25 protein-coding genes are annotated in these 26,787 nt (G+C 67.6%); 10 read left to right on the top strand and 15 right to left on the bottom strand.

Going from position 1 to position 26,787, the window contains the following annotated elements; translation table 11 throughout:
* Positions 1 to 20: 20 nt before the first annotated feature.
* Entirely contained in the window at positions 21 to 1,478 is a 1,458-nt protein-coding gene (locus AC5P8D_RS02950; protein ID WP_495203057.1) for an esterase-like activity of phytase family protein, read from the top strand.
* 138 nt (positions 1,479 to 1,616) lie between these two features.
* On the opposite strand, the gene AC5P8D_RS02945 is transcribed toward AC5P8D_RS02950, so the two are convergent.
* From AC5P8D_RS02945 to AC5P8D_RS02905, 9 genes are all read right to left on the bottom strand, one after another.
* Entirely contained in the window at positions 1,617 to 2,375 is a 759-nt protein-coding gene (locus tag AC5P8D_RS02945; protein ID WP_043396371.1) for a 2,3-dihydro-2,3-dihydroxybenzoate dehydrogenase, read from the bottom strand.
* Positions 2,366 to 6,256 carry an enterobactin synthase subunit F gene (locus tag AC5P8D_RS02940; RefSeq protein ID WP_495203056.1) on the bottom strand — a complete coding sequence of 1,297 codons (3,891 nt, stop codon included), beginning with the start codon at positions 6,254 to 6,256 and terminating at the stop codon, positions 2,366 to 2,368. Before AC5P8D_RS02940 ends, AC5P8D_RS02945 begins: the two co-directional genes overlap by 10 nt.
* Positions 6,253 to 6,510: a phosphopantetheine-binding protein gene (locus tag AC5P8D_RS02935; RefSeq protein ID WP_046986169.1), complete on the bottom strand. Its 258-nt coding sequence runs from the start codon at positions 6,508 to 6,510 to the stop codon at positions 6,253 to 6,255. The genes AC5P8D_RS02940 and AC5P8D_RS02935 overlap by 4 nt, the downstream gene beginning before the upstream one ends.
* Positions 6,510 to 7,142, bottom strand: a complete 633-nt coding sequence (locus tag AC5P8D_RS02930) for an isochorismatase family protein (protein ID WP_019337843.1) — start codon at positions 7,140 to 7,142, stop codon at positions 6,510 to 6,512. The genes AC5P8D_RS02935 and AC5P8D_RS02930 overlap by 1 nt, the downstream gene beginning before the upstream one ends.
* Positions 7,142 to 8,794 carry a (2,3-dihydroxybenzoyl)adenylate synthase gene (locus AC5P8D_RS02925; protein ID WP_049455096.1) on the bottom strand — a complete coding sequence of 551 codons (1,653 nt, stop codon included), beginning with the start codon at positions 8,792 to 8,794 and terminating at the stop codon, positions 7,142 to 7,144. Before AC5P8D_RS02925 ends, AC5P8D_RS02930 begins: the two co-directional genes overlap by 1 nt.
* Positions 8,791 to 9,984 carry an isochorismate synthase gene (locus AC5P8D_RS02920; protein ID WP_010485225.1) on the bottom strand — a complete coding sequence of 398 codons (1,194 nt, stop codon included), beginning with the start codon at positions 9,982 to 9,984 and terminating at the stop codon, positions 8,791 to 8,793. Before AC5P8D_RS02920 ends, AC5P8D_RS02925 begins: the two co-directional genes overlap by 4 nt.
* Complete coding sequence (locus AC5P8D_RS02915; RefSeq protein WP_019337845.1) at positions 9,981 to 11,177, bottom strand: MFS transporter; 1,197 nt, start codon at positions 11,175 to 11,177, stop codon at positions 9,981 to 9,983. The genes AC5P8D_RS02920 and AC5P8D_RS02915 overlap by 4 nt, the downstream gene beginning before the upstream one ends.
* Positions 11,178 to 11,331: 154 nt before the next feature.
* Positions 11,332 to 11,643: a DUF3817 domain-containing protein gene (locus AC5P8D_RS02910; protein ID WP_029550794.1), complete on the bottom strand. Its 312-nt coding sequence runs from the start codon at positions 11,641 to 11,643 to the stop codon at positions 11,332 to 11,334.
* Positions 11,644 to 11,768: 125 nt separating this feature from the next.
* On the bottom strand, positions 11,769 to 12,704 hold the full coding sequence (locus AC5P8D_RS02905) for a TIGR03571 family LLM class oxidoreductase (protein WP_019337847.1): 936 nt from the start codon (positions 12,702 to 12,704) through the stop codon (positions 11,769 to 11,771).
* 66 nt (positions 12,705 to 12,770) lie between these two features.
* Between AC5P8D_RS02905 and AC5P8D_RS02900 the strand changes: the two genes are divergently transcribed.
* The 5 genes from AC5P8D_RS02900 (at position 12,771) to AC5P8D_RS02880 (ending at position 16,883) form a co-directional block, all read left to right on the top strand.
* Positions 12,771 to 13,220 carry a GNAT family N-acetyltransferase gene (locus tag AC5P8D_RS02900; protein WP_019337848.1) on the top strand — a complete coding sequence of 150 codons (450 nt, stop codon included), beginning with the start codon at positions 12,771 to 12,773 and terminating at the stop codon, positions 13,218 to 13,220.
* Between the two features lie 119 nt (positions 13,221 to 13,339).
* On the top strand, positions 13,340 to 14,860 hold the full coding sequence (locus AC5P8D_RS02895) for a thioredoxin family protein (RefSeq protein ID WP_159360265.1): 1,521 nt from the start codon (positions 13,340 to 13,342) through the stop codon (positions 14,858 to 14,860).
* Positions 14,861 to 15,346: 486 nt separating this feature from the next.
* On the top strand, positions 15,347 to 15,976 hold the full coding sequence (locus AC5P8D_RS02890; protein ID WP_495203055.1) for a superoxide dismutase: 630 nt from the start codon (positions 15,347 to 15,349) through the stop codon (positions 15,974 to 15,976).
* Positions 15,973 to 16,548 carry a flavin reductase family protein gene (locus AC5P8D_RS02885; protein ID WP_043403348.1) on the top strand — a complete coding sequence of 192 codons (576 nt, stop codon included), beginning with the start codon at positions 15,973 to 15,975 and terminating at the stop codon, positions 16,546 to 16,548. The genes AC5P8D_RS02890 and AC5P8D_RS02885 overlap by 4 nt, the downstream gene beginning before the upstream one ends.
* On the top strand, positions 16,548 to 16,883 hold the full coding sequence (locus AC5P8D_RS02880; protein WP_043403350.1) for a tetratricopeptide repeat protein: 336 nt from the start codon (positions 16,548 to 16,550) through the stop codon (positions 16,881 to 16,883). Before AC5P8D_RS02885 ends, AC5P8D_RS02880 begins: the two co-directional genes overlap by 1 nt.
* Positions 16,884 to 16,888: 5 nt before the next feature.
* On the opposite strand, the gene AC5P8D_RS02875 is transcribed toward AC5P8D_RS02880, so the two are convergent.
* Together AC5P8D_RS02875 and AC5P8D_RS02870 are read right to left on the bottom strand one after the other, a co-directional pair.
* Positions 16,889 to 18,037, bottom strand: coding sequence for a fatty acid desaturase family protein (locus AC5P8D_RS02875; protein WP_005413710.1), 1,149 nt, complete (start codon positions 18,035 to 18,037; stop codon positions 16,889 to 16,891).
* A gap of 11 nt (positions 18,038 to 18,048) precedes the next feature.
* Positions 18,049 to 19,119, bottom strand: coding sequence for a ferredoxin reductase (locus AC5P8D_RS02870; protein WP_495203054.1), 1,071 nt, complete (start codon positions 19,117 to 19,119; stop codon positions 18,049 to 18,051).
* Positions 19,120 to 19,211: 92 nt separating this feature from the next.
* On the opposite strand from AC5P8D_RS02870, the gene fabR reads away from it, so the two are divergent.
* The 3 genes from fabR to AC5P8D_RS02855 all read left to right on the top strand — a co-directional run bounded on the left by fabR (position 19,212) and on the right by AC5P8D_RS02855 (position 22,796).
* Positions 19,212 to 19,868, top strand: coding sequence for an HTH-type transcriptional repressor FabR (gene fabR / locus AC5P8D_RS02865; protein WP_019336273.1), 657 nt, complete (start codon positions 19,212 to 19,214; stop codon positions 19,866 to 19,868).
* A 230-nt stretch (positions 19,869 to 20,098) separates the two neighbouring features.
* Positions 20,099 to 22,258, top strand: coding sequence for a TonB-dependent receptor plug domain-containing protein (locus AC5P8D_RS02860; protein WP_495203053.1), 2,160 nt, complete (start codon positions 20,099 to 20,101; stop codon positions 22,256 to 22,258).
* A complete protein-coding gene (locus AC5P8D_RS02855; protein WP_019336275.1) occupies positions 22,248 to 22,796 on the top strand; it encodes a thioredoxin-like domain-containing protein in 549 nt (182 codons plus the stop codon). Before AC5P8D_RS02860 ends, AC5P8D_RS02855 begins: the two co-directional genes overlap by 11 nt.
* Before the next feature lie 114 nt (positions 22,797 to 22,910).
* Here the strand turns inward: AC5P8D_RS02855 and mntR are convergent, their stop codons facing one another.
* Positions 22,911 to 23,381, bottom strand: coding sequence for a manganese-binding transcriptional regulator MntR (gene mntR / locus AC5P8D_RS02850; protein ID WP_006372477.1), 471 nt, complete (start codon positions 23,379 to 23,381; stop codon positions 22,911 to 22,913).
* A 117-nt stretch (positions 23,382 to 23,498) separates the two neighbouring features.
* Here mntR and AC5P8D_RS02845 point away from each other — a divergent pair, with 117 nt between their 5' ends.
* Positions 23,499 to 24,830 carry an Nramp family divalent metal transporter gene (locus tag AC5P8D_RS02845; RefSeq protein WP_010485195.1) on the top strand — a complete coding sequence of 444 codons (1,332 nt, stop codon included), beginning with the start codon at positions 23,499 to 23,501 and terminating at the stop codon, positions 24,828 to 24,830.
* A gap of 118 nt (positions 24,831 to 24,948) precedes the next feature.
* On the opposite strand, the gene AC5P8D_RS02840 is transcribed toward AC5P8D_RS02845, so the two are convergent.
* Genes AC5P8D_RS02840 through AC5P8D_RS02830 form a run of 3 tightly spaced genes read right to left on the bottom strand, consistent with a single transcriptional unit; the run spans position 24,949 to position 26,780 of the window.
* Positions 24,949 to 25,275 (bottom strand): thioredoxin family protein, encoded by a 327-nt coding sequence (locus tag AC5P8D_RS02840; protein ID WP_005409967.1) that lies wholly within the window; start codon positions 25,273 to 25,275, stop codon positions 24,949 to 24,951.
* Positions 25,247 to 25,714: a flavodoxin gene (locus tag AC5P8D_RS02835; protein WP_100050050.1), complete on the bottom strand. Its 468-nt coding sequence runs from the start codon at positions 25,712 to 25,714 to the stop codon at positions 25,247 to 25,249. The genes AC5P8D_RS02840 and AC5P8D_RS02835 overlap by 29 nt, the downstream gene beginning before the upstream one ends.
* Positions 25,715 to 25,739: 25 nt before the next feature.
* Positions 25,740 to 26,780: a ribonucleotide-diphosphate reductase subunit beta gene (locus tag AC5P8D_RS02830; protein WP_010485189.1), complete on the bottom strand. Its 1,041-nt coding sequence runs from the start codon at positions 26,778 to 26,780 to the stop codon at positions 25,740 to 25,742.
* Positions 26,781 to 26,787: the final 7 nt, after the last annotated feature.

The raw sequence follows: 26,787 nt of genomic DNA, 5'->3' as shown, positions 1-26,787 counted from the left end.
CGACGGCCTGGAGTCCACCGATGCTTGCTAGTGCCCTGCTGCTGGCCACCCTCTCCGCCAGCGGATACTCCGCTCCGCACGAGGCCGCTGGCGCACCGCCACGCACATTGCAGTTAGGCGGTCGTACTTACGTGGATAAAGGTCTGGTCGCCGCCGGGCGGTTGCCCGCGGGCACGGTGGATTTCCTCGGCGACACGCTGGGCTCGTTCTCGTCGCTGGCGGTGCAGCCCGGCAGCTGGAAACGGACCGCCAACGGCTACGAGGGTGTGCTGTGGACCCTGCCCGACCGTGGCCGCAACGATCCCGAGGCCGGCCTGTTCTACGACTACGCCGGCCGCGTCGAGCGCATGCAGCTGCGTATCGACGTTACCCCGGGAGAGCCCGAGCTTGGCACGCTTGCGATGGTGCCCGACAAGGGCGTGGTACTGAAGGATTTCAACGGGCAGCCGTTCACCGGTGCCGACCCGGGCGACCACACGGTCACTCAGCGCCAGGTGGTGCTGCCTTCGCCGGCCAGCGGCGCCGGTGCGGGCAAGGTCTCGCTGGATGCTGAGTCACTGCAATTCACCGCAGATGGCCACTTCTATATCGGCGACGAGTACACCGCCAACGTCTACTACTTCGATGCGCAGGGCCAGGTGCAGGGTGTGATCGTGGCACCACCCGCGATCCGTCCGCAGCGCGACGGCAAGCCGGCGTTCGGTTCGCTGGCACCACCGCAGACCGGCCGACGCAACAACCAGGGCGTGGAAGGCATGGGCCTGTCACCCGACGGCAGCCGCCTGTTCGTCGCCCTGCAGAGCGCGACGCTACGGGACAGCGCGCAGGGCAACGCGGCGGGCCGCATCAACACCCGCGTGCTGGTCTACGACGTGACGGCCTCGCCAACGCCACAGCAGCCGATCGGCCATTACGTGATGGCTTTGCCTGCCTACGCGCACGACGGCAAGGGCAAGCTGGACCGAACCGCGGCGCAGAGCGAGCTGCGCGCGCTGGACGGCCATCGCTTTCTGCTGCTGGCCCGCGACGGAAACGGGCTGGGCAAGGACGGCGACGACCCGATCGTCTACAAGTCGGTGCTGCTGGTCGATGTGGCCGATGCCACCAACCTGGCCGAAAGTGCCTATGAAACCGGCACGGCCTTGGTTCTGGCCGACCCGACCGACACCGCGCTGAAGCCGGAGATCATGCCAGCACGCAGCGACGAACTGCTGAACCTGCTGGACCGCCCGCAGTTGGCCCGTGCCGGGCTGGACCTGGACACAAAGCGCGGCCCACATGCCGGACTGCTGTCAGAGAAGTGGGAAGCCATGGACGTGCTGCCGGCGCTCGACCCGCAGCACCCGAACGACGTACTGCTGCTGATCGGCAACGACAACGACTTCATCGCCCGCCACTGCCGCATGCAGGGCCAGGCCTGCGACAGCCCGTACGACAACGACAACCGCGTGCTGGTGTACCGCCTGACCCTGCCTTGAATCGTCGCCGGTCTTGGCCCGCCGCTACCGGATCAACCCGCTGTTTGTTGTAGGGCCGAGCCCATGCTCGGCTGCTTTTCCTTCAGGCATCCGTATCTCTGAAGGAACAGCCGAGCATGGGCTCGGCTCTACAAAAGCTCACCCACGCAGGGTGGCGCCACCGTCCACATACAGGTCGCTCATCGCCACATGCCCGGCCTGTTCGGAGAGCAGGAACATCACCGAGTGCGCGATGTCCTCCGGGGTGGCCAGCTTGCGCAGCGGAATGCCGGCCTTGTAGGTTTCAAGGGTGCCGGCGATCACCCGCTCGGCACCATGCTCGTCCAGCCACATGCCGGTCTGCATCGGGGTCAGTGTTGAACCCGGGGCAACGATGTTGCAGCGGATGCCCAGCGGCGCCAGTTCCAGCCCGAGGCAGCGGGTAAACATCGTGGCGGCGGCCTTGGAGGCCGCATAGGCCGCCATGCCGTGCCTTGGTACACCGGCCGCATTCGAACTGACGGTAACCATCGCGCCCTGCCGACGCGGTGACATCACCCGCGCCAACGCCCTTCCGACATGGAACACGCCATCGGCATTGACTGCAAACACCCGGCGCCAGTCGTCGTCGGTGGTCCCGGTGACGCCGCCCACATGCAGTACGCCGGCCACGCTGGCGGCCAGCATGATCGGCCCGATGCTGGACTCGACCTGATCCACCAAGGCGTCCACGGCGGCGCTGTCGGTTACATCGAGTGCGAGCGACTTCACCCGGGTATCGGCCACGCGCGGCGTCTCGCGATCGGTCGCCACCACCGTGCAGCCGGCCTCGGCCAACAGCCGTACCAACGCCTCGCCAATGCCGCCGGATGCACCCGTAACCAACGCCACGCGGCCATCGAAACCGGTCAACTGCATGTTGCGATCTCCTGTTGCTCATCCCAGTGGCGCAGCCGCGCCGACAACCACGGCGCCAGCTGCGCCACCGCATCGCGGCCGGTCAGTTCGGCGTGCAGGAACGGCAGTTCCAGCGCCTGCACCCTGCGCGCGTGGGTCCGCCACAACGTCGATTGCAGCTGTGGCCGCGCCTGATGATCCCGACCAGCACGGACGTGCACCAGCGTGCCGTCGAACGGTTGGTGAATATGTTCGCGAATCAGTCGATTGGTGCCGGTCACCGCGCGCACCACGCCATCGAGCACCACATCCGGCAGGCTGCCGAGTGCACTGCCGCCACGGCGCAGGAACCCCAGAATGCGTTCACGGCTGTCGAGTTCCGGATGCGCATCCGGATCGTGGCCGGCAATCGCCAGCAGTGCCCGCAATGCGGCAATGGGATCGGGTTCCGGCTCGGCCCGCCAGCACTCGCTGGGATAGGCGTCCAGCAGCACCAGTTCGCCGACGTCGCGGCCGATCTCATGCAGGCGCACCGCCATCGCCTGGGCGAGGATGCCCCCCACTGACCAGCCCAGCAGGTGCACCGGCCCCTTTGGCTGCAATGCGACCACGCGCTGTACGTAGTCGTTGGCCATCGCCTCGATGCTGCTCGGCAGCGGCTGCCGCGCGTCCAGTGCCGGCGACTGCAGTCCATACACCGGGCGTGCCGGCTGCAGTGCCCGGGCCAGGGTGCGGTAGTTCCAGGCGATCCCCCCGGCCGGATGCAGCACGAATAGCGGCGTGGGCCCGGCGGCGTCGGTTGCGGCCAATGCGATCACCGGCCCCAGTGCGTGATCGGCCAGCGCGGGAGGCTCGGCAATACGAACCGCCAGCGCGGCCACGGTGGGCTGCGCAAACAAGGCACCCAGACCCAGATCGCAGCGCCAGCGCTGCTCGATCGCCAGCAGCAGGTGCACCGCCGACAGCGAATCACCGCCGAGACTGAAGAAATCTGCATCCACTGCCACCGGCGCCTCACGCCCAAGCGCCTGGGCGAACAACAACGCCAGCTCCTGTTCCAACGGCGTGCGCGGCGCCAAGCCGGCAACTTCAAGTTGCGGTGGCTTCGGCAACGCGTTGCGGTCGAGCTTGCCGTTGGCGGTCACCGGCCAGTGGTCCACGCCGACAAACGCCGAGGGCACCATATAGTCCGGCACGCGCGTGGCGAGGTGGCTGCGCAGCTTTACGGCATCGGCAAGCGCGGTTGGCACATAGGCCACCAGCCGGGCATCGCCGGGCGCGTCCTGGCGCAGCAGCACTTCCACGCGCTCCACGCCAGGCAGTTCGCGCAGTGCCGCCTCGATCTCGCCCAGTTCGATGCGCAAGCCGCGCAGTTTCACCTGGTGGTCGCTGCGGCCGAGATACTCGACCGCACCATCGCGGCGCCAACGGGCTACGTCGCCGGTGCGGTAGATACGCTCGCCCGCCCGGAACGGATCTGCAATGAAACGTTCGGCGGTCAGGTCATCGCGACCGAGATAGCCACGCGCCAGCTGGACGCCACCCAGGTACAGGTCACCGGGCACGCCCACCGGCACCGGCTGCATCCGGGCGTCCAGCACGTACAGGCGGGTGTTCCAGACCGGGAACCCGATCGGCACCGGCCGCGAACGATCCTGCGCCGACGCCGGCCAGTAGCTGACGTCCACCGCAGCTTCGGTCGGGCCATACAGGTTGTGCAGCTCGGCGTGCACACGCGCGTGGAAGCGGTCGCGGGACGAAGCATCCAGCGCCTCGCCACTGGTGAACACCCGTCGCAGCTGCAGCCCTTCGGAGGCCGGTGCAGCGAGGAAGGCATCCAACATCGATGGCACGAAATGCGCCGTGGTGATGCCATGCTCGCGGATCAGCCGCGCCAGTTCAGTGGGATCGCGATGCGCGTCCGGCCCGGCGACCACCAGCGTGGCCCCGCACAGCAGCGGCAGGAAGAACTCCCAGACCGAGACGTCGAAGGTGGCCGGGGTCTTCTGCAGCACGCGGTCATCGGCGCGGATGTCGTAGTGCTCGCGCATCCACAGCAGGCGGTTGACGATGGCACGGTGTTCGATGACCACGCCCTTGGGCTCGCCAGTCGAGCCGGAGGTATAGATCACGTAGGCCGCATCGTCAGGTGCCGGATCGGCCCACGGTGCGGCAAAACTCAGCGCAGTCCACTGCTCCGGCGCGAGCACCGGTACGCCGGCCACGCGCGCCGATACGTCCGCCGCAGCCAGTACGCACACCGGCTGTGCCGACGCGAAAATACGTGCCAGCCGCTCATCGGGATGGGCCAGGTCCAGCGGAAGGTAGGCCGCGCCTGCTCGCAGCACCGCGACCAGAGCGATCACCAGCTCCAGCGAGCGCGGCAATGCCACCGCCACCACGCTGCCCGGGCCGACATCCATTGCCCGCAGCTGTGCCGCCAGCGCGAAGCTGCGCGCTTCCAGCGTTGCGTAGTCCAGCGTAGTGTCGCCGAACACCAGTGCCGGCGCGTGCGGGTCCCGATCCATGCCCTGCTGCAGCAGCTCGACCAGGGTCGTCTCCGGCAGCGCGTGCGCGGTGGCATTGAAACCGTGCAGCACCTGCTGCGCCTCCTCGGGCGTCGCCAGAGGTACGGCTGCGATATCGTCAGCCTGCAGTGCCGAGGACACGAAATGCAGCAGCCGCGCCGCGTGCGCCTCGACATCCTCGCGACTGTACAGCGCGGGATTGGCCTCGATCTCCAGATCCAGCAGCGCCTGGCCATCGCCACGGAAGCCCAGCGTCAGATCATCCACCGGCCCGGTGCACAGCACCTCCAGCGTGGCCTGCACGCCTGGCAGGGCCAGCGGCTTGTAGAACGGCTGCACATTCACCAGGGGGCCGTGCAGGCGCTGCTGCGCGCCGACCAGGCCCAAGTCCCGGCGCAGTTGCTCGCCGCGGTAGCGGCCGTGCTTGCGGCCCTGGCTGAGCTGCCGGCCCAGGCTGCGGGTAAAGGTTTCGACGCTGCCCTCGCCGGCGGCCACGCGCAGCGGCAACACATTCATCACCATCGCCGGTACCCGCGCCGACGCGTTGCCGAGCCGGCCCATGTAGGGCACGCCCAGCACCACTTCATCGGCCGCGCTCATCCGCCGAAGGTACTCGGCCGACAACGCGGCCAGCACGTCCGGCCAGGGCTGCAACCAACGTACCGATGCCTGCAGCAACTGCTCACGGAATGCCGCATCGAGCGGCTGCACCCAGCGCAGCGCGTCGTCACTGGCCGCGAGCGTACCGGCCAGGCCGACGCCCGCCGGTGCCCCCTGCATGTGCTCGCGCCACCACTGCCCGGCCTGCGTGCGGCGCGGGTCGGCACGATAAGCAGCATCGTCGGCCAGCACGCCCGCCAGCCCCGGCAGTGGCTCACCCATACGACCGGCATACAACGCGCACACGCGATCAGTGAACAGCGCCATGCCGTAACCATCGGTGGCCAGATGATGCACACGCAGGTACCAGACCCAGCGCTGCCCGCCCAGCTCAAGCAGCACCTGCTGACTGATCCGGTCGCGGGTGGGATCGACCGGGCTCAGCCGGTCGGCGTGCATCAGGTTGCGTGCCGCAGCGGCGGGATCCGTCTCGGTGGACACATCACGCACCGAAAGCAACGGCACGTGTGCGGGGTCATGCCACTGCAGCGGCTGGCCATCGGCCCCTTCGGCAAAGCGCAGTGCTAAGGCCTGGGCCTCGCCTGCAGCCTGGTCTGCCGCTGCGACGAACGCGGCCACGTCCAGCGGGCCATCGATCCACACCGCGTGCGCGGTATTGAATGACGGGTTGTCCGGTGCCAGCCGCTGTGCGAACCACAGTCCCGCCTGGGCCTCGGTCAATGCCACCGGCGTGGCCAGCGCGGCGGCGTTCATGCGTTCTGCGCGGCCTGCAGCGTCTGCACCACGTTCCACCACTGGCGCAGCGTGGTGTGTTCGGCCAGCTGCGAGAACTCCAGCGGCAGGCCGGTGTTGCCCCAGGCCAGGACCAGGCCGAGCATGCGCATCGAATCCAGGTCCAGGTCGATCAGGTTGTCGTCGTCACCGATCTCGGCAGGTGTGCACTCCAGCACGCGCGCCACATCGGCACGCATCCGCTCCAGATCCAGCACCTCACCCGTGGCAGCCATCACAGCACCTCCAGCAGCTGGTCGGTGGTCATCGGCACCCCGCTGGTGCGTGCGATCCAGTGCAGCGCCTGATCGTGATCGGCGCGCGAGAAGTCCGCCACCGCGTCAGCGGCGATGAAAGCCTCGATGTCACGCTGGAAGGCCTCGACCACGGTCGCGGTGCAGCCGATATGGGCGTACACGCCGGTCACCAGCAGCTGGTCGCGCCCACGTACCCGCATCAGCGTCTCCAGGTTGCTGCGCTGGAAGGCGCTGTAGCGGTGCTTCACCAGCACGTGCTCGCCTGGCTGCGGTGCCAGCGCCTCGATGATCGGCTCGTGGTCGGCGCTGCGGCGCATGCCCGGCCCCCACAGATCGGCCTGCAGGCCACGGTCACGGCGATCCTGGTCACCATGCTGGGCGGTGTAGAACACCGGAATGCCGTGCGCGCGGCAGTGCGCCAGCAGCCGTGCGATGTTGTCCACGGCCGGCCGTAGCGGTGCATTACCGGCGTCGAAGGCGGCCAGGAAGTAACGCTGCATGTCGTGCACCAACAGCGCGACACGAGCGCGCTGCGGGCGCCACGGGCCACGCGCCTGCGGCAGTTCGGCGGCAGTCGGCAAGGGATAATCGGTGATACGGGGCAGCGCCATCAGCGCGTTCCTCCTGTCTGTTGCAGATGACGCGCACGCAATTGCGCGCGCAGTTCGCGGCGGCTGATCTTGCCGACCGCAGTGGTATCGAAACTGTCGACGAACACGACCTGGTCGGGCACCTTGAACGCCGCCAAGCCGCGCCCGCGCATCCAGGCCTTCAGTGCCGGGGCCTTGAACGGCTCGCCCTGCGCGATCACGAACGCACAGCTGCGCTCGCCCAGATACTCATCGGGAATGGAGACCACGGCGGCGTCGAACACACCCGGGTGCGCCAGCAGGTGGTCCTCGATCTCCTCAGCGGAGATCTTCTCGCCCGCCCGGTTGATGTGGTCACCCGCACGCCCCTGTACCACCAGGTAGCCCCCGGGCAGCTGCTGCACACGGTCGCCGGTGCGATAGAAGCCGTCGTCGGTGAACGAGCGCGCATTGGCCACCGCATCGTTGTGGTAGCCACGGATGGTGTACGGGCCACGGGTGAGTAGATGCCCCACCTCGCCCTCGGCCACCGGCTGGTCATGGTCATCGACCACGCGCACTTCATCATCCGGACTGATCGGTCGCCCCTGGCAGGCCACGATCAGTTCTTCCGGATCATCCAGGCGGGTGTAGTTCACCAGCCCTTCGGCCATGCCGAATACCTGCTGCAAGGTACAGCCGAGGCCGTCGATCACCCGCCGCGCGGCTTCCGGCACCAGCTTGGCGCCGCCCACCTGCAGTACCTGCAGGCTGGACAGGTCATGCCTGCTGGTGGCGGCGGCCTGCGCCCACAGCAACGCCAGCGGCGGCACCAGGCCACAGCAGGTCACCCGCTCCCGTGCGATCAGCGGGAAGGCCGCATCCGGTCCGGGGCCGGGGCTGAGCACCACGCGGGCACCGGCGTACAGCGCGCCGAAGAAGCCGGGCGAGCTCATCGGGAAGTTGTGCGCAGCCGGCAGCGCGACCAGGTAGACGCTGTCGCGGTCTATGCCGCAGAGGTCATTGCTGGCGCGGAACGAGTAGATGTAGTCGTCGTGGGTACGCGGAATCAGCTTGGACAGCCCGGTGCTGCCTCCGGAAATCTGCAGGAACGCTACCGATTGCGGGTCCGGATCGACCGGCAGCTGGCTGCGATCGCCCTGCAGCGCCTCCAGCGCGACGAACTCCGCCGCATCGCCGTCGATCACCACATGGCGAACCGCCGGGACCTCGGCCTGCAGCGCCCGCGCCAGCCCGCGGTGATCGAAGCCGTCGTGCAGTGCCGTGGTGATGTAGGCACTGGCTTCGGCCTTGCTGGCGAAGTGCACCAGCTCGGTGATGCGGTGCGCCGGCAACGCGTACACCGGCACCAGCCCGGCACGGAACAGGCCACAGACCGTGGTGATGAAGCCTGCCGTGTTGCCCAGCTGCACCAGCACCCGCCCCCCTGGCTGCAGGCCCAGCGCCAACAGGCCGGCGCCGATCCGCCCGGCCTCGTGCCACAGCTGTGCATAGCTCAGGCGGACGTCGCCGGCGACCACCGCGATGTCATCGGCATAGCGTTCTGCACGGTCGCGCAGGAACGCCGGGAAGGTCTCGCCACGCCAGTGACCGGCCTCGCGATAGCGCGCCACCAGCGCGTCGGGCCACACCTGCTGCAGTGGCAGGCGGGAGGATTCAACGGAAGCATTCATGCGGCAGGCTCGATGGCGGGCGCGGATTCATGGACACCCAGCGCGTTCAACAGGGCAGCAAACTTCGCTGCGGTTTCAGCCACCTCGGCCTCGGGGTGCGACTCGGCGACGATGCCGGCACCGGCATACAGGCGCAGTTGCGTGCCCTGCAGGCGCGCGCAGCGGATCGCCACGTACCAGTCGCCGTCACCCTGCGCGTCCAACCAACCCACGGCGCCGGCATAGAAGCCACGCGGTACAGGTTCCAGCTCGCGGATGCGCTGCAGCGCCGCCAACCGCGGCGTACCGCAGACCGCCGGCGTGGGATGCAGCTGTGCCAACAGCTCGGCCGCCGATGTCTGCGGATCCTTCAGGGTGGCGTGGATGCGGGTGCCGAGGTGCCACATGCTGGCGGTGGCATGCAGCACCGGGCGCGGCTGTGCATCGATGTGGCTGCAGTACGGCGCCAGGCCTTCGACGATGGCTTCGACCACGTGGCGGTGCTCGTCGTGGTCCTTGGTCGAGGCCAGCAGCGCCTGCGCCGCACGCTCGTCCTCGGCGGCATCGGCACTGCGCCGCGCGGAACCCGCCAACGGATGCGACAACAGTTCGGCGCCGCGCTTGCGCAGCAGCAGCTCCGGCGTCGCACCGACCAGCCAGGCCGGTGCCTGGCCCAGCTCCACCGGAAGCGGCACCGCGTAGGTCGCCACCGACGGATCCGCGCCCAGGCGTGCCAGCAGCACGTCCGGAGAAAGCGCCTGGCGGGTGCGTGCCAGCAGGCTGCGCGCCAGCACCACCTTATGCAGGTTCTGCTCGGGCGCACGCAAGGCCTGCACTGCCGCAGCGACTGCAGCGGCATAGTCCTGCGGCACAGGTTCGGCCCGCAGGGCGCCGTCCAGCGGCGGTGCGGCCTGCGGCTGCAGTGCCAGCGCCGGCAGCAGGCGCTCGGGCTGGTACAGCGCATCGTCGGCACGCGGCTCGAACGGCACCGCGCCAACCAGCAGGCCCGGGCCGCCACGCTGCTGGGCAAAGAACTCCGAAACGCGCTCTGCCAACGTCGCCAGTGCACCGGCTGGCAACGTGGCGCGGCAACCGCGGGCGTGCACGTGCTGGCCGGCATGCCGCAGCAGGAACAGCGACGCGTCGTCGGTGCTCTCCTGTGGTGCTGGCGCAGCCTCCGGCCACGCGCCCTGCATCAGGGAATCGTTCATGGGGTCTCCTTCATCCGATGCGCTGCGGCCAGCGCGCACAGCAACAGCAGCAGCGCGCCCACCAGCAGGTAAGGCAGGCTTGGCCCGCCGCGATACAACAGCGTGCCGAGCATCGGCCCGGCCACCATGCCCAGCCCTTGCGCGGCCGCCACGGTGCCTGCGGCGGCGCCCTGCTCGTGCGCCTCTACCGCATCGGCGGCCAGCGCCTGGAACGAGGGGAATACGAAGCCCATGCCGAACGCAGCCAGCGCATACGCCGCAGGCAATTGCCAGGCCTGCTGCACGCCCGCCACCGAAGTGAAGCCGATGCCGGAAATGAGAGCGCCGAGGACGATCCAGCGACGTGGATGCACCTCCAGCTTCATCACCAGCGCCTGCGCCAGGATCAGGCCGACGCCAACGGCGGTGAGTGCAATGCCGGCCATGCGTGCACCAGCCGCCGCATCCAGGCCCAGGCGATCAATCGCGAAGAAGCCAACCGTGACCTGCGCGATGGTCACCGAGACCATCGCGATGAACGCTGCCAGCTGCGGCAGGCGCAGGCGCGCGTCGAGGCGGCTCATCGGCGTGCGGCGCTGTGCGGACGCGCCCGCCACCGGTGGTGTAGCCGGCAGCCGCCAGGCCAGCAATGCCAGTGCCAGCAACGGCAGCAGCGCGGCTACGTACAGCGCCAGCGACAGGTTCGTATAGGCCAGCCAGCCCGCGGCGGCCGGACCGAGCACCATGCCCAGTGCGTTGGCGCTGCCCAAGCGGGCGAGGAACTTCGCACGCTGTCCGGTGGGTGCCTTGTCGGCGATCAGCGCGGCTGCGGTAGGAGGCACCGCCGCGTAGAACAGGCCGATCAGGCCACGCGCGCCGACCAGCACCAGCACTGACACCAGCACCGGCGGCACTGCCTGCAGGGCGACGTCGATGAACACCGCCAGCGCGATATAGACCACGGTGTAGGCGCTCATCGCCAGCATCAGCACGCGTTTGCGGCCGATGCGGTCGCTGAGCTGGCCCCAGGGGCGCGCGGCCAGCATCCACAGCACGCCTGCGGCGGTGACCGACAGGCCGGCATGCCACTCGGACAGGCCGAGCATGCGGACCACCGGGCCGATCACAGCGACGAAGGACATCATCGCCATGGTGCCGATCAGGGCAGCCAACACCAGCGCCGGCAAGCCGGGAACGACGGGACGTGCGTGCATGAAACACCAGCCGTAACAGGAAAGGATTGGCCGGGCGCGTCTGCACGCCCCGCCCGGCACCCGCCCCACTCAGGACCGGATGCCACCCTCAAATGATAACGGCTCGTATTTGCATTTGATACCCATTCTCTTGAATGGGCATGCAACAGTGGGTTCAGCGCATTGCACGCAGGCCCAGCAGGCCACGGCGCTTGAACCACCACTCCAGCGGCAGCGTCACCAACGGCGGGATGGCCGCCAGCAGGGCCAGGGCACTGGCCCACCACGGCCAGCGCAGGCGCACCGCCGCAAACAGCGTGACCGCCACGTACACCAGGAAGGCCACGCCGTGCAGGGGCCCGAACAGCTTCACCAGCGCCACGGTGGTCATGGGACCGTACTTCATCCACATGCCGATGAGCAGGCCGGCCCAGGTCACGGCCTCGATGAAAGCGACCGCTGCGAACAGGCGTCCGGTCGGGTGCATGGGGGAACGTTGGGTCACGCGGGGCTCCGGCATCGGGATATCAAATGCGAATGATACGCAGATGCGAACGCCATGTAGAGTCGAGCCGTGCTCGACTGCTGGAGCGTGTCCACCAAGGTGGACACCTACCGGAGCGTGTATGGCAGAACGTGCTCCCCGATCTCACGCAGCACCGCGTGCATCGGCCTCCCGTTGTCGACCAGGTTGAACATCACGTGCCCCACGCCCTGCGCATGCACGCGCAGCAGGTAATCACGCAGGCCATCGCGGCCGACCTTCAGGCCCAGCGGCAGCGGCTCGGCTGGCGCCTGCGGGTCTGCCTGCAGATCCAGAAGCATCGACTGCACGAATGGCTTGCCTGGCCCACCGCGCTGCACCAGTGCCTGTTGCCACAGCCCGATGCGTCCTTCCTGCGCGGCCTCCTCGCGGTGATAGGTGGCCCAGCCTTCGGCCTCGCGCGCGATCCACTGCAGGCTCTGCCGCGCGGTACCCACCACCAGCATCGGAATGCGCGTGACCGGGGCCGGCAGCACGTCGAAGCCGCCGGTCACCTGCAGTACGGCGGTCCGCTCATCGGCCTCCGGTGACAGCGCCGCGCGCAACAATGCCCAGCGTTGACGGAACGTCGCCGCCCTGCCCTCCAGATCCTCGCCGAAGGCGGCGAATTCTTCCGGGCGGTCACCCGAACCCAGGCCCAGTACGAAGCGTCCGCCGCTGATCCGGTCCAGGCTCAAGGCAGACTTTGCCACCTGCAGCGGCTGGCGCAATGGCAGCACGACGGCCGCGCTGCCGACCACGATGCGCTCGGTCGCCGCAGCCAGCATGCCCAGCCACAGGAACGGATCGTCCAGCGCGCTGGCTGTCGCATCTGGCCCCTGCGGCACCATCAGCGGCACATCGCGCGTCCACAACGCGGCAAAGCCCAGGTCATCGGCCAGTCGCGCGATACGTCGCGCCTCACGTGGATCGGCCAATCCATGCGACGCCACGGGCGTCATCAGGCCCAGGCTCAGACCCTGCTGCGGAAACAAGGCAGCGTACGCGGGATTGAAATCACTCATGCCGCCAGCTTAGCGTGCAGGCCTGCGGCAACGATGACGCGCCGCCCACCACTGGAAGAACACTGCATGCCGAGGATCCGCCCTGCCCACGTCGATGACCTGCCCGCGATCAGCGCGGTGTGCCTGGCTGCATTCACTGCGGCGGTCGCACCTTCGCTCAGCGCCGCCGGCATCGCCACCTTCGGCAATATCGCCGCAGCCGAAGCATTCGGTACGCGCCTGCAGGGCGACAACCACATCCTGGTGGCCGAGCAGGACGGCCGCGTCGTCGGCGTGATCGAACTGAAGGAAGGCCGGCACCTGGCGATGCTGTTCGTCGATCCCGGCTACCAGGGCCAGGGCATCGGCCATGCTTTGTTCGACGCGGTGCTGCCGAAGGTGCGCGAGCCGGTCCTGACCGTGCGCGCCTCACTCAATGCAGTACCAACCTACCTGCGCTACGGCTTCACGCTGGACGGTGACGTCGGCGAGTTCAATGGGCTGGTGTATCAGCAGATGGTGCGGGCAGCGGCCTGAAGGCATCCGCCGGCCAATGCCCGGCGGGCGTCATGCCCTGCAGCACGCCCGTCATAAGCAAACTGAATCAGCAGGCTCCCCGGCCGTTCCTACAATGGCCTGTCACCCTGCCCTTCGAGATGCTGCCGATGCGCGTCGCGCTTTCCGTGTTGCTGCTGGCTTCGGCGCTGAGCGCCTGCACCCCGGCCCCGGTTTCCACCGCCAACTCCGCCGAGGTGCCCGCGCCGGCCAAGGCAATCGCCTGGCGCCAGGGCGATGTCGATGATGCCTTCGCCGAGGCCGCCGACAGCGGCAAGCCGGTGCTGCTGTACTGGGGCGCCGTCTGGTGCCCACCGTGCAACCAGCTCAAGGCGGGCCTGTTCAAGGACCCGGCCTTCATCGCGCTGACCAGCAAATTCGTTCCCGTCTACCTGGATGGCGACGAGGAAGGTGCGCAAGCCTGGGGTGAGCGCTTCGGCGTACGCGGCTATCCGACCCTGATCGTGCTGGACCCACAGCGCAACGAAATCACCCGCGTGGCCGGCGGCAATGATGCCACCGAACTGACCCGGGCACTGACCGTCGCCGCAGGCCGCCGCAGTGCTGTTGCCGCCACCTTGGCCACCGCGTTGGCAACGCCGGACCGACTGGCCGCAGAAGACTGGCAGGTGCTGGGTGACTACGGCTGGGAAGTGGACGCCAACCGACTGGCCGGCGAACGCAGGAGCCAGGATGTGCTGCGCCAGTTGTCCAAGGCCGCACCCGACGCTGCCCTCCAGCGCCGCTTCGCCCTGCTGGCCTTGGCAACGGCCGAAAAGCCCGATGCCTCGCCCACCGAAGTACGCGAGCTGCTGCAGGCCGTGCTGGCGCAGCCCGCCGAAGTCCGCCGCAACCGTGAGTTGCTGGGCTATGCGGGCGTACAGCTGGTCAAGCAGGCCAGTGCCGGGCCGGCCACCAGCAACACGCTGGGACAGCAGCTGCTGGTGGCATTGGAGCGGGCAGACGCCGAGCGCGGCGACCGCGCCGACGACGCATTGTCGCGTGCGTTGACCGAAGTGTCGCTGGCCCGCCAGCAGCAGCCGAAGGGCGCATTGCCCGCGGCCCTGGTTGATCGGGTCAAGCAGCGCGTGGCTGCTGCCGACGCTGCCGCCACCGATGCGCATGCGCGCCAGGCCACGATCAGCAGCGCGGTCTACGCACTACGCCAGGTCGGCGACGACGCAGGCGCCGAGTCGCTGTTGCTGGCGGAACTGAAGCGCAGCGAACAGCCGTACTACTACATGCCCGAGCTGGCCGAACTGGCCGAGCAGCGCGGCGACACCGCCGGTGCGCTGGAGTGGTTGAAGCGTGCCTACGACGGCGCGCAGGGCCCGGCCACCCGCGTGCAGTGGGGCGTGCTGTACGTGGAGGGCCTGCTGAAGCTGGCGCCGGACGACGCACCACGCATCGAGCAGGCCACCGCCTCGCTGATCGCCGAACTGGAAGCACAGCCTTCGGGCTACCACCAGCGCACCCGTCAGCGCTTCGAGCGCCTGGCCGGGCAGTTGAAGACGTGGAGCGGCAAGCACCAGGGCGCGGAGACGCTGGCGCGGCTGCAGCAGAGGATGCAGCAGGCGTGCGGCGATCAGGTAGATGGCGCGTGCAAGGATTGGTTGAGTTGAGTTGATGAAGACGCTGGCGGCGGGTTCGCCTGCCGGCGCTTTTGTTGATATCGGTTGTGGCGGGGGGAGGGGCTGGCCGGGACACGCCGTAAACCCATCCCTGGGGGCTCGATGGCGCCATCCATGGCGCCAACGGTCCCAGCCAGCCCCTCCCCCCGCCACCGGACAGTTTCCTGCGAGCGCGGGCAGCACATCAGCGCGCCGGTGAGGTTCGAAAAGCGGGTTCTGGTAGTGCCGGCCGCTGGCCGTCAACCCGACCTTCGCTGATTGCCGGCCAGCGGCCGGCACTACCACGTCGCTCTTCCTCTTGCCTTTGACTCCGTCTCCGCGCCGCCGCAGGGAACTGTCCTGCAGAGGTTGACGGGGGAATCAAAGCGGCGAACGCGCGCGCATCCCAATCCCGCCCCTTGACCTCAACCAATGTTGAGGTGCGATAACAGTCTCCCCACGGCCAGCCCTCTGGCCTTCCCCACGGAGATTGCTTCGATGTCGTACTCGCTTCCCCCGCTCCCCTACGCCTACGACGCCCTTGAGCCGCATTTCGATGCGCGCACGATGGAGATCCACCACAGCAAGCACCACCAGGCCTACGTCAACAACCTCAACGCCGCCATCGAGCAGGCCGGCATCGCCGAGCAGCCGGTCGAGGCGCTGATCGCCAACCTCGATGCCGTGCCCGAGGCGCAGCGCGGCGCCATCCGCAACAACGGCGGTGGCCACGCCAACCACAGCCTGTTCTGGGCCGTGCTCAGCACCAACGGTGGTGCACCCGATGATGAACTGGCCGCCGCCATCAACCGCGATCTCGGCGGTTTCGATGCCTTCAAGGATGCGTTCACCAAGGCGGCGCAGACCCGCTTCGGCAGCGGCTGGGCGTGGCTGACCAGCGATCGCGATGGCCGCCTGCAGGTGGAAAGCAGCGCCAACCAGGACAGCCCGCTGATGGGTGCAGCCGTCGGCCTGTCCGGCAATGCCCCGATCCTCGCACTGGATGTCTGGGAACACGCCTACTACCTGCACTACCAGAACCGTCGCCCGGACTACATCGGTGCGTTCTTCAACATCATCAACTGGGCCGAGGTCGGCCGGCGCTACCGCCAGGCCAGGACCTCATGAGCGGCGAGACACTGCCGTACGCCGGGCCGTGGGCGGGGGTTTTCCCCGCCCCGGCCCCGGTGCCGTCGGTCGAGATGCCGCCGCGGGCCCTGCGGCGGCTGCTCGGCCACTTTCCTACCGGCGTGGCCATCGTCTGCGCGCGCGATGCGCAGGGCAAACCCATCGGCCTGACCATCAATTCGTTCGTGCCGGTGTCATTGCAGCCGCCGCTGGTGCTGTGGAACCTGGCGTTGCACGCGCAGAGCCTGTCCACCTTCCAGCGCGCCACCCGCTTTGCGATCAGCGTGCTGGCAGCCGACCAGGAAGCATTGGCCCGCCGCTTTGCCGATCCACAGGTACGCAACCGCTTCGACGGCCTGGCATTGCTGGATGACGACGAGGACAGCCCACCACGCATCGCCGGTGCAGTCGCCCATCTCACCTGTACCCGCCACGCGATGTGGCCGGTGGGCGATCACCTGCTGCTGGCCGGACGCATCATCGAGGTGCACGAGAACGGCGGCGCGCCGCTGCTGTTCCATCGCGGCCGCTTCCAGCCCGGCCCCACCGAACTGCTGGTGGAGGTGCGCTGATGAACATTGAAGCTCTGGAATGCATGCTTGCGGCCGGCAAGGACAGCGCGCTGCTGCGCTTCGGCCTGGGCAAGGGCTGGCTGGATGCCGGCAACCCGGTGCGCGCAGCGACCCATCTGGGCCGTTGCGTGGTGCTTGATCCGCAGTACTCGGCCGCCTGGAAGCTGCTCGGCAAAGCCTGGCTGGCCAGTGGCCAGCCGCAGGCGGCGCGCGAAGCATGGCAGCGCGGCTTGAGCGTGGCCGGCAGCAAGGGCGACCAGCAGGCACGCAAGGAAATGCAGGTGTTCCTGCGACGCCTGGACCGCGAGCACGCGGACCTGGCAAAAGCGGGCTGAGTCGATCAGCCCGCGTTGGCCGATGCCGGTGCGGACATGATGTCCGACATCGGCAGGCGGCGCGGCTTGCTGGGGAACGCGTGACGCAGGATGCGCCAGACCACCTGGCCGAACTGGCGCGGCAGCGAGCCGTTGTTGTAGTGCTGGCCGTAGCGGCGGCAGATGTCCTTCACTTCCTTGGCGATGGCCGCATAGCGGTTGGCCGGCAGGTCCGGATAGAAGTGGTGCTCGATCTGGTGGCTGAGGTTGCCCGACAGCACATTGATCAGGAAGCCGCCGCTGATGTTGGACGAACCGCGCAGCTGACGCAGGTACCAGTGGCCGCGCGATTCATTGCGCAGGCATTCCTTCGGGAAGGTTTCCGACTCGGCGGTGAAGTGGCCGCAGAAGATGATCACGTAGGTCCAGATGTTGCGCAGGCCGTTGGCCACCATGTTGCCCAGCATCACGGTGAGGAAGAACGGGCCGGCCAGCAACGGGAAGAACACGTAGTCCTTCAGCACCTGGCGGGCCATTTTCCGCGCCACCGGGCGGGTCTGCATCCACATCGCACGGCCACTGATGCGGCCCTTCAGCCAACGGCCCAGGCGCAGGTCCTGCGCGGCCACGCCCCACTGGAACAGCAGCGCGAAGATCGGCGCGATGATCGGCTGCAGCAGGTAGAACGGCTTCCAGCGCTGTTCCGGGAAGATGCGCAGCAGGCCGTAGCCGATGTCATCGTCCATGCCACGCACGTTGGTGTAGGTGTGGTGGCGGAAATTGTGGGTCTTGCGCCAGTTGTCGGCGGTGGCAACGATATCCCACTCGTAGGTGTTGCCATTGAGCTTGGGGTCGCCGGTCCAGTCGAACTGGCCGTGCATGACGTTGTGGCCCAGCTCCATGTTCTCCAGGATCTTCGACAGCGCCAGCAACAGCGTGCCGGTGATCGCGGCCGGCCACAGCAGCGGCATCCAGAACAGCGGCGAGAATGCCGCCAGGAACAGCAGGCCACGGCCACCCACGCCGAACCAGCGCACGGCGGCAGCCACGCGGCGGATGTAGCGGGTATCGGAGGCGCCGAGGCTGCCGATCACACGGTCGCGGATCGCATCGAGCTCCTCACCGAAGGCATGCATCTCGGCGGTGCTCAGGGCACGGTCGGTAGCGCGGGTCATGGCAGGCGTCCTCAGAGATCCAGGGTCAGGTCGGTGGTCGGTGCGCTCACGCAGATCCGCACCGGCTGTGCCGACTCGGACTGCAGGTCGCCGGTGCGCAGGTGGCGGGTGGCGCCACTGACGCGGTCACAGCTGCAGCTGTTGCAGATACCCATGCGGCAGCCGTGCTTGGGCTTGATGCCATGGGCTTCGAGGCTTTCCAGCAGCGAGCGGCCACGCGGCACGCTCAGCTGGCGGCCACTGCGCGCAAGCGTCAGCGACACCTCGCCTTCGCTGCTGGCATCGCGCAGCGGCGCCGGCGGGGTGAAGGCTTCGGCCTGGAAGCCAGCCACCTGGTGCGCCAGGCGTTCACGCGCAGCGGCAACGAAGCCATCCGGACCGCAGGCCAGCACATGGCGCTGCGCCAGCGGCGTGTCATCGCCGGCCACCTGCAGACCATGGGTATCGATGCGCGCGGCCGGCGCCTCACCCTCGCGGGTGGTCAGCAGATGCACGCGCAGGTTCGGATGTGCCGCGGCCAGCGCCTGCAGTTCATCACGGAACTGCAGATGGGCGGCGGTGCGCTCCCAATAGAACAGGTCCACCGGTGCTGCCAGCGGGCGCTGGCAGGCGTCGCGCAACAGGCTGCGCATCGGCGTGATGCCACTGCCGGCAGCCAGCAGCAGCACCGGCGCCGCGGCCGGCATATGGAACTCGCCGAAGGCGGCATCGAGGCGGAACAGTTCGCCCGGCTGTGCATGGTTGACCAGATGCTGGCTGACCCGGCCGCCATCGATCGCCTTGACGGTGATCGCCAGCTCGCGCCGACCCAGTGCGGTAGGGCTGTAGCTGCGCCGCCACAGGCGCCCCTCAATCTCGACGCCCAGGGTGACGTGCTGGCCGGCGCGCATGCCGGCCCAGTGCCGGTTGGTGCGCAGGACCAGGGTCGCCGCGCCCTCGCCAGCCGGCTCGCGGCGGACCAGGCGGGCCACCGGCTCGCGCAGGGTCCACAGGGGATTGAGCTGGCCCGCCCAGAAATCGAACAGCGACGGCGACACCCAGCGGTACGGAGAGAACAGGGACGGACGGACGACAGCGCTCATGAGTGAACTATACGGGCGCACATACACCTGTGTATACATGTGTATATTGAACCGGATTGGGTATGATTCAGCCTCGCCCTACCGGAACCCCCATGGCCGCCGCCACCGCCTTGTCGACGCCTGAAGATGCCAACAGCCCGGCCCGCCGTACGGTGACCCGCGAGGATCTGCTGGCCGCCGCCCTGAAACTGATCGGGCCGCACCGCAGCCTGTCCACGCTCAGCCTGCGCGAAGTGGCACGTGAGGCCGGCATTGCGCCGAACAGCTTCTACCGGCAGTTCCGCGACATGGACGAACTGGCCGTGGCGCTGATCGATGCCGCCGGTCGCTCGCTGCGCACCATCATCGGCGAGGCCCGCCAGCGCGCCACCTCCACCGCCACCAGCGTGGTACGGGTCTCGGTGGAGACTTTCATGGAACAGCTGCGCGCCGACGACAAGCTGCTGCACGTGCTGCTGCGCGAAGGCGCGGTCGGCTCGGACGACTTCAAGCATGCGGTCGAACGCGAACTGCACTATTTCGAAGAAGAGCTGCAGCACGACCTGGTGCGCCTGGCTGCACTGGACGGCGCCGTGCTGCATGCCCCCGAGCTGGTGGCCAAGGCCATCACCCGGCTGGTGTTCGCGATGGGTGCCACCGCCATGGACCTGCCGCCGGAGAAGGATCCGGAACTGGTCGAACAGATCTCCACGATGATCCGCATGATCATCGTTGGCGCCCGGACCCCCGCCGCATTCCGCCGCGGCTGACGATCCGACCGCGCCTACACGGCAACTCCATCCTATGGACATGACCACCGGCAGGGGTGTGGTCGCATTATGTAATGTTATAACACTCGCATGATCTGACTCGACTGGTGCCCCACGCGCAATGGCCTCGGCCTCGTTATATAGCACTTGCTATATTAATAAGCCGCTGCTTTCATATGCGTCAGCCAGGTCGCCCTCGCCGCCTTTCTTCTCCCAAGGACGACGCCCTCATGCCCGTTGCCACGCCCCTCTTCCATCGGCTGCCCCTGGCCGCCGCCATTGCCCTGACCCTGCCGCTGCCTGCACTGGCCGCCACCTCGAAGCCGACCGAGCTGGACCGCGTGCAGGTCAAGGTCAGCACCGCCACCCGCAGCGAACGCCTGCTATCCGATGTCCCGATCCGCACCGAAGTGCTGCGCAAGGAAGACATCGCGCTGCGCGCGGCCACCGACTTCTCGCGCGCCGCCGAGCTGATCAACGGCCTGCGCGTGGAAAGCAACTGCCAGAACTGCAACACCAGCGAAGTGCAGCTGCTGGGCCTGCCCGGTGCCTACAACCAGCTGTTGTTCGATGGCATCCCGCTGTTGTCCACGCTGGGCAGCGTGTACGGCCTGGAACAGATCCCGGCCGGGTTCGTCGACCGCATCGAAGTGGTCAAGGGCGGCGGCTCGGCGCTGTACGGCCCGGGTGCGGTGGCCGGTGTGATCAACCTGATTCCGCCGCTGCCGGCGCGCAGCGGTGGCCATGTGCAGGCCGGCGTGGATGTCCTGAAGGGCACACCGCAGAAGAATGCCGACGTGCGCCTGGACCTGGTGGCGAAAGATGCCGACGCCGGGCTTTCAGTGATTGCCCAGCGCAACTGGAACAGCGGCATCGACTACAACGGTGACGGCTACACCGAGATCACCCGCAAGAACCTCAAGGTCGGCGGGCTGCAGGCCTGGTACGCGCCCACGCCGGGCACGCGGCTGCGCCTGGACCTGCAGGTGACCGATGAAACCCGGCGTGGCGGCAATCGACTGGATCAGCCCGAATACCTGGCCAACATCGCCGAATCGCTGGATACGAAATACCGGCGCGGCAGCGTGTCGTGGGATCAGGAAATCAATGCCGACGTCGATTTCCGCCTGGCCTACGCCTTCGCCGACATCGACCGCGACAGTTTCTACGGCGGTCTTGGCGACGTGGTTACCGATCCGTCTGCCCCCGGCCATGACCCGTCGCAGCTGGATCCCAACGTGGCCGGCAGCGCGGCCTCGCGTTCGTGGCGCCAGTACGGCCGCACCCACAACCCGCTGCACTACATCGACAGCCAGTTGAACTGGCGGCTGGGCGCGCACGCGCTGGCCTTCGGCGTGCAGTACAAGCACGAGGCGCTGCGCGACGACAACCGCACCGGTGACGGGCAGCGCCTGGCGGTGCTGGAAGATGCAACCTTCCACAATCTGGGCGCCTTCATCCAGGACGAATGGAGCCTGCGTGACAACGTCGACCTGGTACTGGGCGCACGCGTGGACAAGAGCTCGGAGCTGGACAGCGCGGTGTTCTCGCCGCGCATCGCCCTGGCCTGGCAGGCCACCCCGAACCTGAAGTGGCGCGCCGGCGTCGCCACCGGCTTCCGTGCACCGGAGATCTTCGTCGAGGACGTGCACGTCGATACGCTGGGTGGCGAGCAGGTGCGCGTGCGCAACACCGATGGCCTGAAGGAAGAGCGCGCGTTGACCACCCTGTTCGGCTTCGACTGGCGCTCGGACCCGGCCAATCCAGTGTGGAGCTGGGATGCTACCGCCTCCTATGCACGCATCCGCGACACCTTCGCGCTGGGCGAGATCCAGCGCGGCGATGACGGACAACTGAGCCAGCTGCGCTACAACGCCTCCGGCTCCAACGTACTGGGGGCGGAAACCAACCTCGGCTGGCAACCGTCGCCGCAGTGGCGCCTGACCGCCGGTGCCTCGTGGTACCGCTCGCGCTTCCGCGAACCGCAGCGCATCTTCGACGACACCGGCGACGGTGGCGACACCATCATCGAAAGCCGCGACTACCTGAAGACCCCGCGCTGGACCGGCCTGGCGCAGCTCAGCTGGATGCCCGCCGAGCCGTGGGAAACCTTCGTCGCGCTGCGCCATACCGGGCCGATGTCGGTGCTGAACAACCGGTTGGGCGAGCTGCACCGTACGCGTTCCTTCCTGGTCACCGATCTTGGTGCTCGCTGGCACCGCCATCTGGGCGCGCAGGCGCAGCAGGAAGTGTCGGTGGCCGCGGGCGTCAAGAACGTGTTCGATCAGCGCCAGAAAGATCTGGAAGTGGGCGCGCTGCGTGACAGCGACTATGTCTACGGGCCGCGCTTCGCGCGTTCGTGGTACGTCAACCTGCGCTATGCGTTCTGAAGCTCTGCGAGCGTTGTTGCTGGCCTGTGCCGTGCTGCTGGCCGCACCGGCGATGGCTGCGGACCTGCACGCGCAGGTCTCGGCCTCGCTGATGCAGCCGGAACAGCGCTCGCTGCGACCGATGCAATGGACACAGCCGCCGAAACTGGTGGCGCTGTACTTCGGTGCCGACTGGTGTGCACCGTGCCATGCCTTCGTACCCACGCTGCGCAGCGTGCGTGATGCCCTGCGCCAAGCCGGCGCCGATACCGAAGTGGTGTACGTCAGCCAGGATGAGAGCGAGAGCGCGCTGCGCCGCTACATGCACGCGCAGGACATGCCGTGGCCGGTGCTTGACCCGCGCCGCGCTGCGCGCATGCCGGCCCTGCAGGCATTGGCCGGGCTGGCACCGCCGAATCTGGTACTGATCGATGCCGACGGCACGGTGCTGGCCAATGGCTGGCAAGGCCGGCGTTACCAAGGCCTGCAGCCGGTGTTGAAGGAATGGACGAAACGGGCGTGCGCGCAGGAACAGGCCCGCTGCCCGCCTGACCTGTAGCGTCGAGCCATGCTCGACGCATTCCATCACCGTGCAAACGGCAGCCGAGCATGGCTCGGCTCTACAAAAACCGGGATCGCGCGAACGGCCGCCGGGCATGGCCCGGCGCTACCGTTACGGCGCCTCGCCCTCGGCCTTGCGCACGAACGCCTCGAACAGCGCCAGCGTCTGCTCGCTCACATGGTGCTCGATACCCTCCGCATCACGCCGTGCCGTATCAGGGTCCACGCCCAGCGCCAGCAGGAAACGCTCCACGGTCTGGTGCCGCTGGCGGCTGGCATGGGCCAGCGCCTCGCCTTCCGGGGTCAGGAACACGCCGCGGTACGGCCGCTGCACCACCCAGCCATCGCGGGCCAGGCGCCGCAGCATCTTTGCCACGGTGGGCTGGGCCACGCCCAGGCGGGTGGCGATGTCGACCTGGCGGGCCTCGCCGCCGTCGGCCAGCAGGTCCGAGATCAGCTCGACATAGTCCTCCACCAGCTCCATCCGGTGCGCTTCGCGCACTTGCCGGAAGCTCTCGACCTGGCGCTCAGCCTCGATCAAGGGGGTGCTTTTCAGCGATGTCGAATCGTCGGTCTTGCCCACGCCTGCGCCTGTCCTTCCGGTCTACTCCGGGTTTGAAACTGAATTCTGGACCAGTAACGCGATAAAGACGATTGTTTCACATTGCTAATGACTATAGCAGGAGCTATATTCGGACCCATGAACACCCTGGCGCCCCACGACCCTTCGGCCTCCACCCCGGCCAGCCTGGGCGCGCTCAACGCCTCGGTCGCCGTTCCCGACAAGGGCCATTGGTGGTTCCGCCTGCTGGCCTTCCTCGGCCCGGGCTACATGATCTCGGTCGGCTACATGGACCCAGGCAACTGGGCCACCGACCTCGCCGGCGGTTCGCGCTTCGGCTACCTGCTGCTGTCGGTCATCCTCATCTCCAACCTGATGGCGGTGATCCTGCAGGCGCTGTCGGCACGGCTGGGCATCGCCACCGGCATGGACCTGGCGCAGGCCTGCCGCGCGCGGTACCCGAAGCCGGTGAACCTGGCGCTGTGGGCGCTGTGCGAGGCAGCGATCATCGCCTGCGACCTGGCCGAGGTGATCGGCACCGCGATCGCATTGAAGCTGCTGTTCGACCTGCCGCTGCTGTGGGGTGCGGTGATCACCGCGCTGGATACGCTGCTGGTCCTGCTGCTGATGAACCGCGGCTTCCGTGCGCTGGAAGCCTTCGTGATCGCGCTGCTGATGGTGATCTTCGGCTGCTTCATGGTGCAGATCGCGCTGGCCGCACCGCCGGTGATGGACGTGCTGGGCGGATTCATTCCGCGCGCGCAGGTAGTGACTGATCCGCACGCGCTGTACATCGCCATCGGCATCATCGGCGCCACGGTGATGCCGCATAACCTGTACCTGCATTCTTCCATCGTGCAGACCCGCGCCTATCCGCGCACCGACGAGGGCCGTCGCAGCGCGCTGCGCTGGGCGGTGACCGACAGCACCCTCGCGCTGACGCTGGCACTGTTCATCAACGCCAGCATCCTGATCCTGGCGGCGGCGGTGTTCCATGCCAATGGCCGTTTCGATGTGGAAGACATCGAGCAGGCGCACCAGCTGCTGGCGCCGATGCTGGGCGTGGGCGCGGCGGCGACACTGTTTGCGATTGCCCTGCTGGCCTCGGGCCTGAATTCGACAGTGACCGCCACGCTGGCCGGCCAGATCGTGATGGAAGGCTTCCTGCACCTGCGCCTGCCGCCGTGGCTGCGTCGGCTGATCACGCGCGCACTGGCGATCATTCCGGTGGTGGTGGTGATCATGCTGTTCGGCGACCAGGGCGCGGTGAAGCTGCTGGTGCTGAGTCAGGTGGTGCTGTCGATGCAGCTGCCGTTCGCGATCATTCCCCTGGTGCGGATCGTGACCGACAAAGTGACGATGGGCGCGCTGGTGGCACCACGCTGGCTGGGCGCGATTGCCTGGGTGATCGCGCTGGTGATCGTGGTGTTGAACGTGAAGCTGCTGGTGGATACCTTCAGCGGAGCCTGACGCCGAACCACGGACCCTGCCCCGGTAGATCCACGCCATGCGTGGATGCCCTTGTAGAGTCGAGCCATGCTCGACTCATCGCTCACCGCGCGAACGGCAGCCGAGCATGGGCTCGGCTCTACAAATGCAACGCGATCGCGGCCTCGATCTGCTGCGGTGACTGGAACCCTGCCAGGCGCGTGCGCTCATCACCGTCACGGAACAGGGACAACGTCGGGGTCTGCCGCAGCCCCAGCTCCCTGAAGAACGCCTCACCCAGCACCTCCAGCTGCACGCGCAGCAGGGTCGTGCCCTGCCCCGCTACGCTGTTGGCCACCCGATGCAGCGACATCTCCAGCATCCGGCACCCGGGGCACTGGTCCTTGTGGAAATCCACCAGCACCCGCGGGTGCTCGGCCAGCAGCTGCTGGAACTGCTCAGGCGTGGTGGCGTCGATGATCTGCATCGCTGTTTCTCCAGTAGTGGGCCAGGACCGCATCGGTCCAGGCGTCGATGGCTTCGGCATGACGCTCGCCATGCGGCATCTGTTCGATCTCCAGCGGCGGGTAGTCGCTGCGGAAATAGCGGATCAGCCGGTGCACGGCGCCGCAGTAGTACTCCTGCCCCCACTGCGTTTCACCGGTGCCGAACACCGCCAGCTGCCGTAGCCGCTCGCCGCGCTCGGCGATGCCGGCCACCCATGCCTTCATCTCCGCCGGCGTGCGGCCGGCGTTGTCGGTCCAGCAGCCCAGCAGGACCAGATCGGCCTCGCCGGCAGCCAGCGGCGGCGCCTGCCGCAGGTCGTCGGCCTCGTACCAGTGCACGGCATGCCCCACGGCACGGCAGCGCTCGGCGATCTGCCGGCCGAGTTCGCGGGTGTTGCCGCTCAAGGAGGCGACCACCATCAGGATGCTCAGCGCGGCGCCAGGCTCAGAGATCGTCGAAGCCGTTGTCGACGTTGGTCTTCTTGTAACTTGCATTGCGCATCTCGAAGAAGTCGGTCTTGGTCTCGGTGAAGTTGTCGGCGTAGGCCTTGATCCACGGCATCACGTTGTCGGTGGTGTCGCTGTACAGGCGCTCGATGCCGAGCATGCCGGCCATCTTGTTGGCGCGGTACTTCACGTAGCGCACCATCTCGTCCACGTCGATGCCATCGATGCCATCCAGCACCTCCGACGACCACTGCGTCTCAAGCTCGATCGCATGTTCGAATGACTGGTGCACGTAGGCGGTCAACTCATTGGTCTGCAGCTCGGGGTTTTCACCGATGATGGCGCGGATCAGCTCGCTGATGAACTTGGTATGGGCCAGCTCGTCGCGATTGATGAAGCTGATGATCTTGCCGGTGCCGTTCATGCGGTTCTGCCGCACCATGTTGTAGAAGTAGGCGAAACCGGAATAGAAGTTGATGCCTTCCAGGATCGAGGACTGGATCAGCGACTTGAGCAGGGTCTCGGCGGTCTTCTCGCGCATGAAGTCGTCATACGCGCTCATGATCGGGGCATTGCGCTTGATGATGGTCGGGTGGGTGCGGGCGATCTCGAAGATGCGGTTCTGGTTCGGCAGGTCGGTGATCGAGGCCAGTACGTAGCTGTAGCTCTCGTTATGGATCACTTCCTGCTGGCCGATGATCGCCGCATTGGCATGCGCGGCCGGGTCGGTGATGTACTCGGCGACGTTGTAGATGAAACGGGTCTGCGGTGAGTCGAGCGTGGCCAGCAGGCCGATGATCGAATCGTAGGCGTTCTTTTCGCGTGCGTTGAGCTCGCCGTACTGGCGGGCATCGAGCTTCATGTCGACCTCGTCGGGAATCCAGAAGTTGGTCGACAGCTCCTTGTAGGCCCGGTAGAACGACGGGTAAGGGATGTCGTTCCAGTTGAGGATGCCGCTGGTGCGGCCGTTGATGATGCCGGTGCTGCGGTTGGGATGGCGCGGTTCGAGGATCTTGATGCGGTCGAGGGGGGTTGCCATGGTGTTA

The organism is Stenotrophomonas sp. YJH_SMC_101-4 (assembly GCF_059370395.1).
Note: the sequence above shows the minus strand (reverse complement) of the source record. Positions and strands in the feature narration are given on the sequence as shown.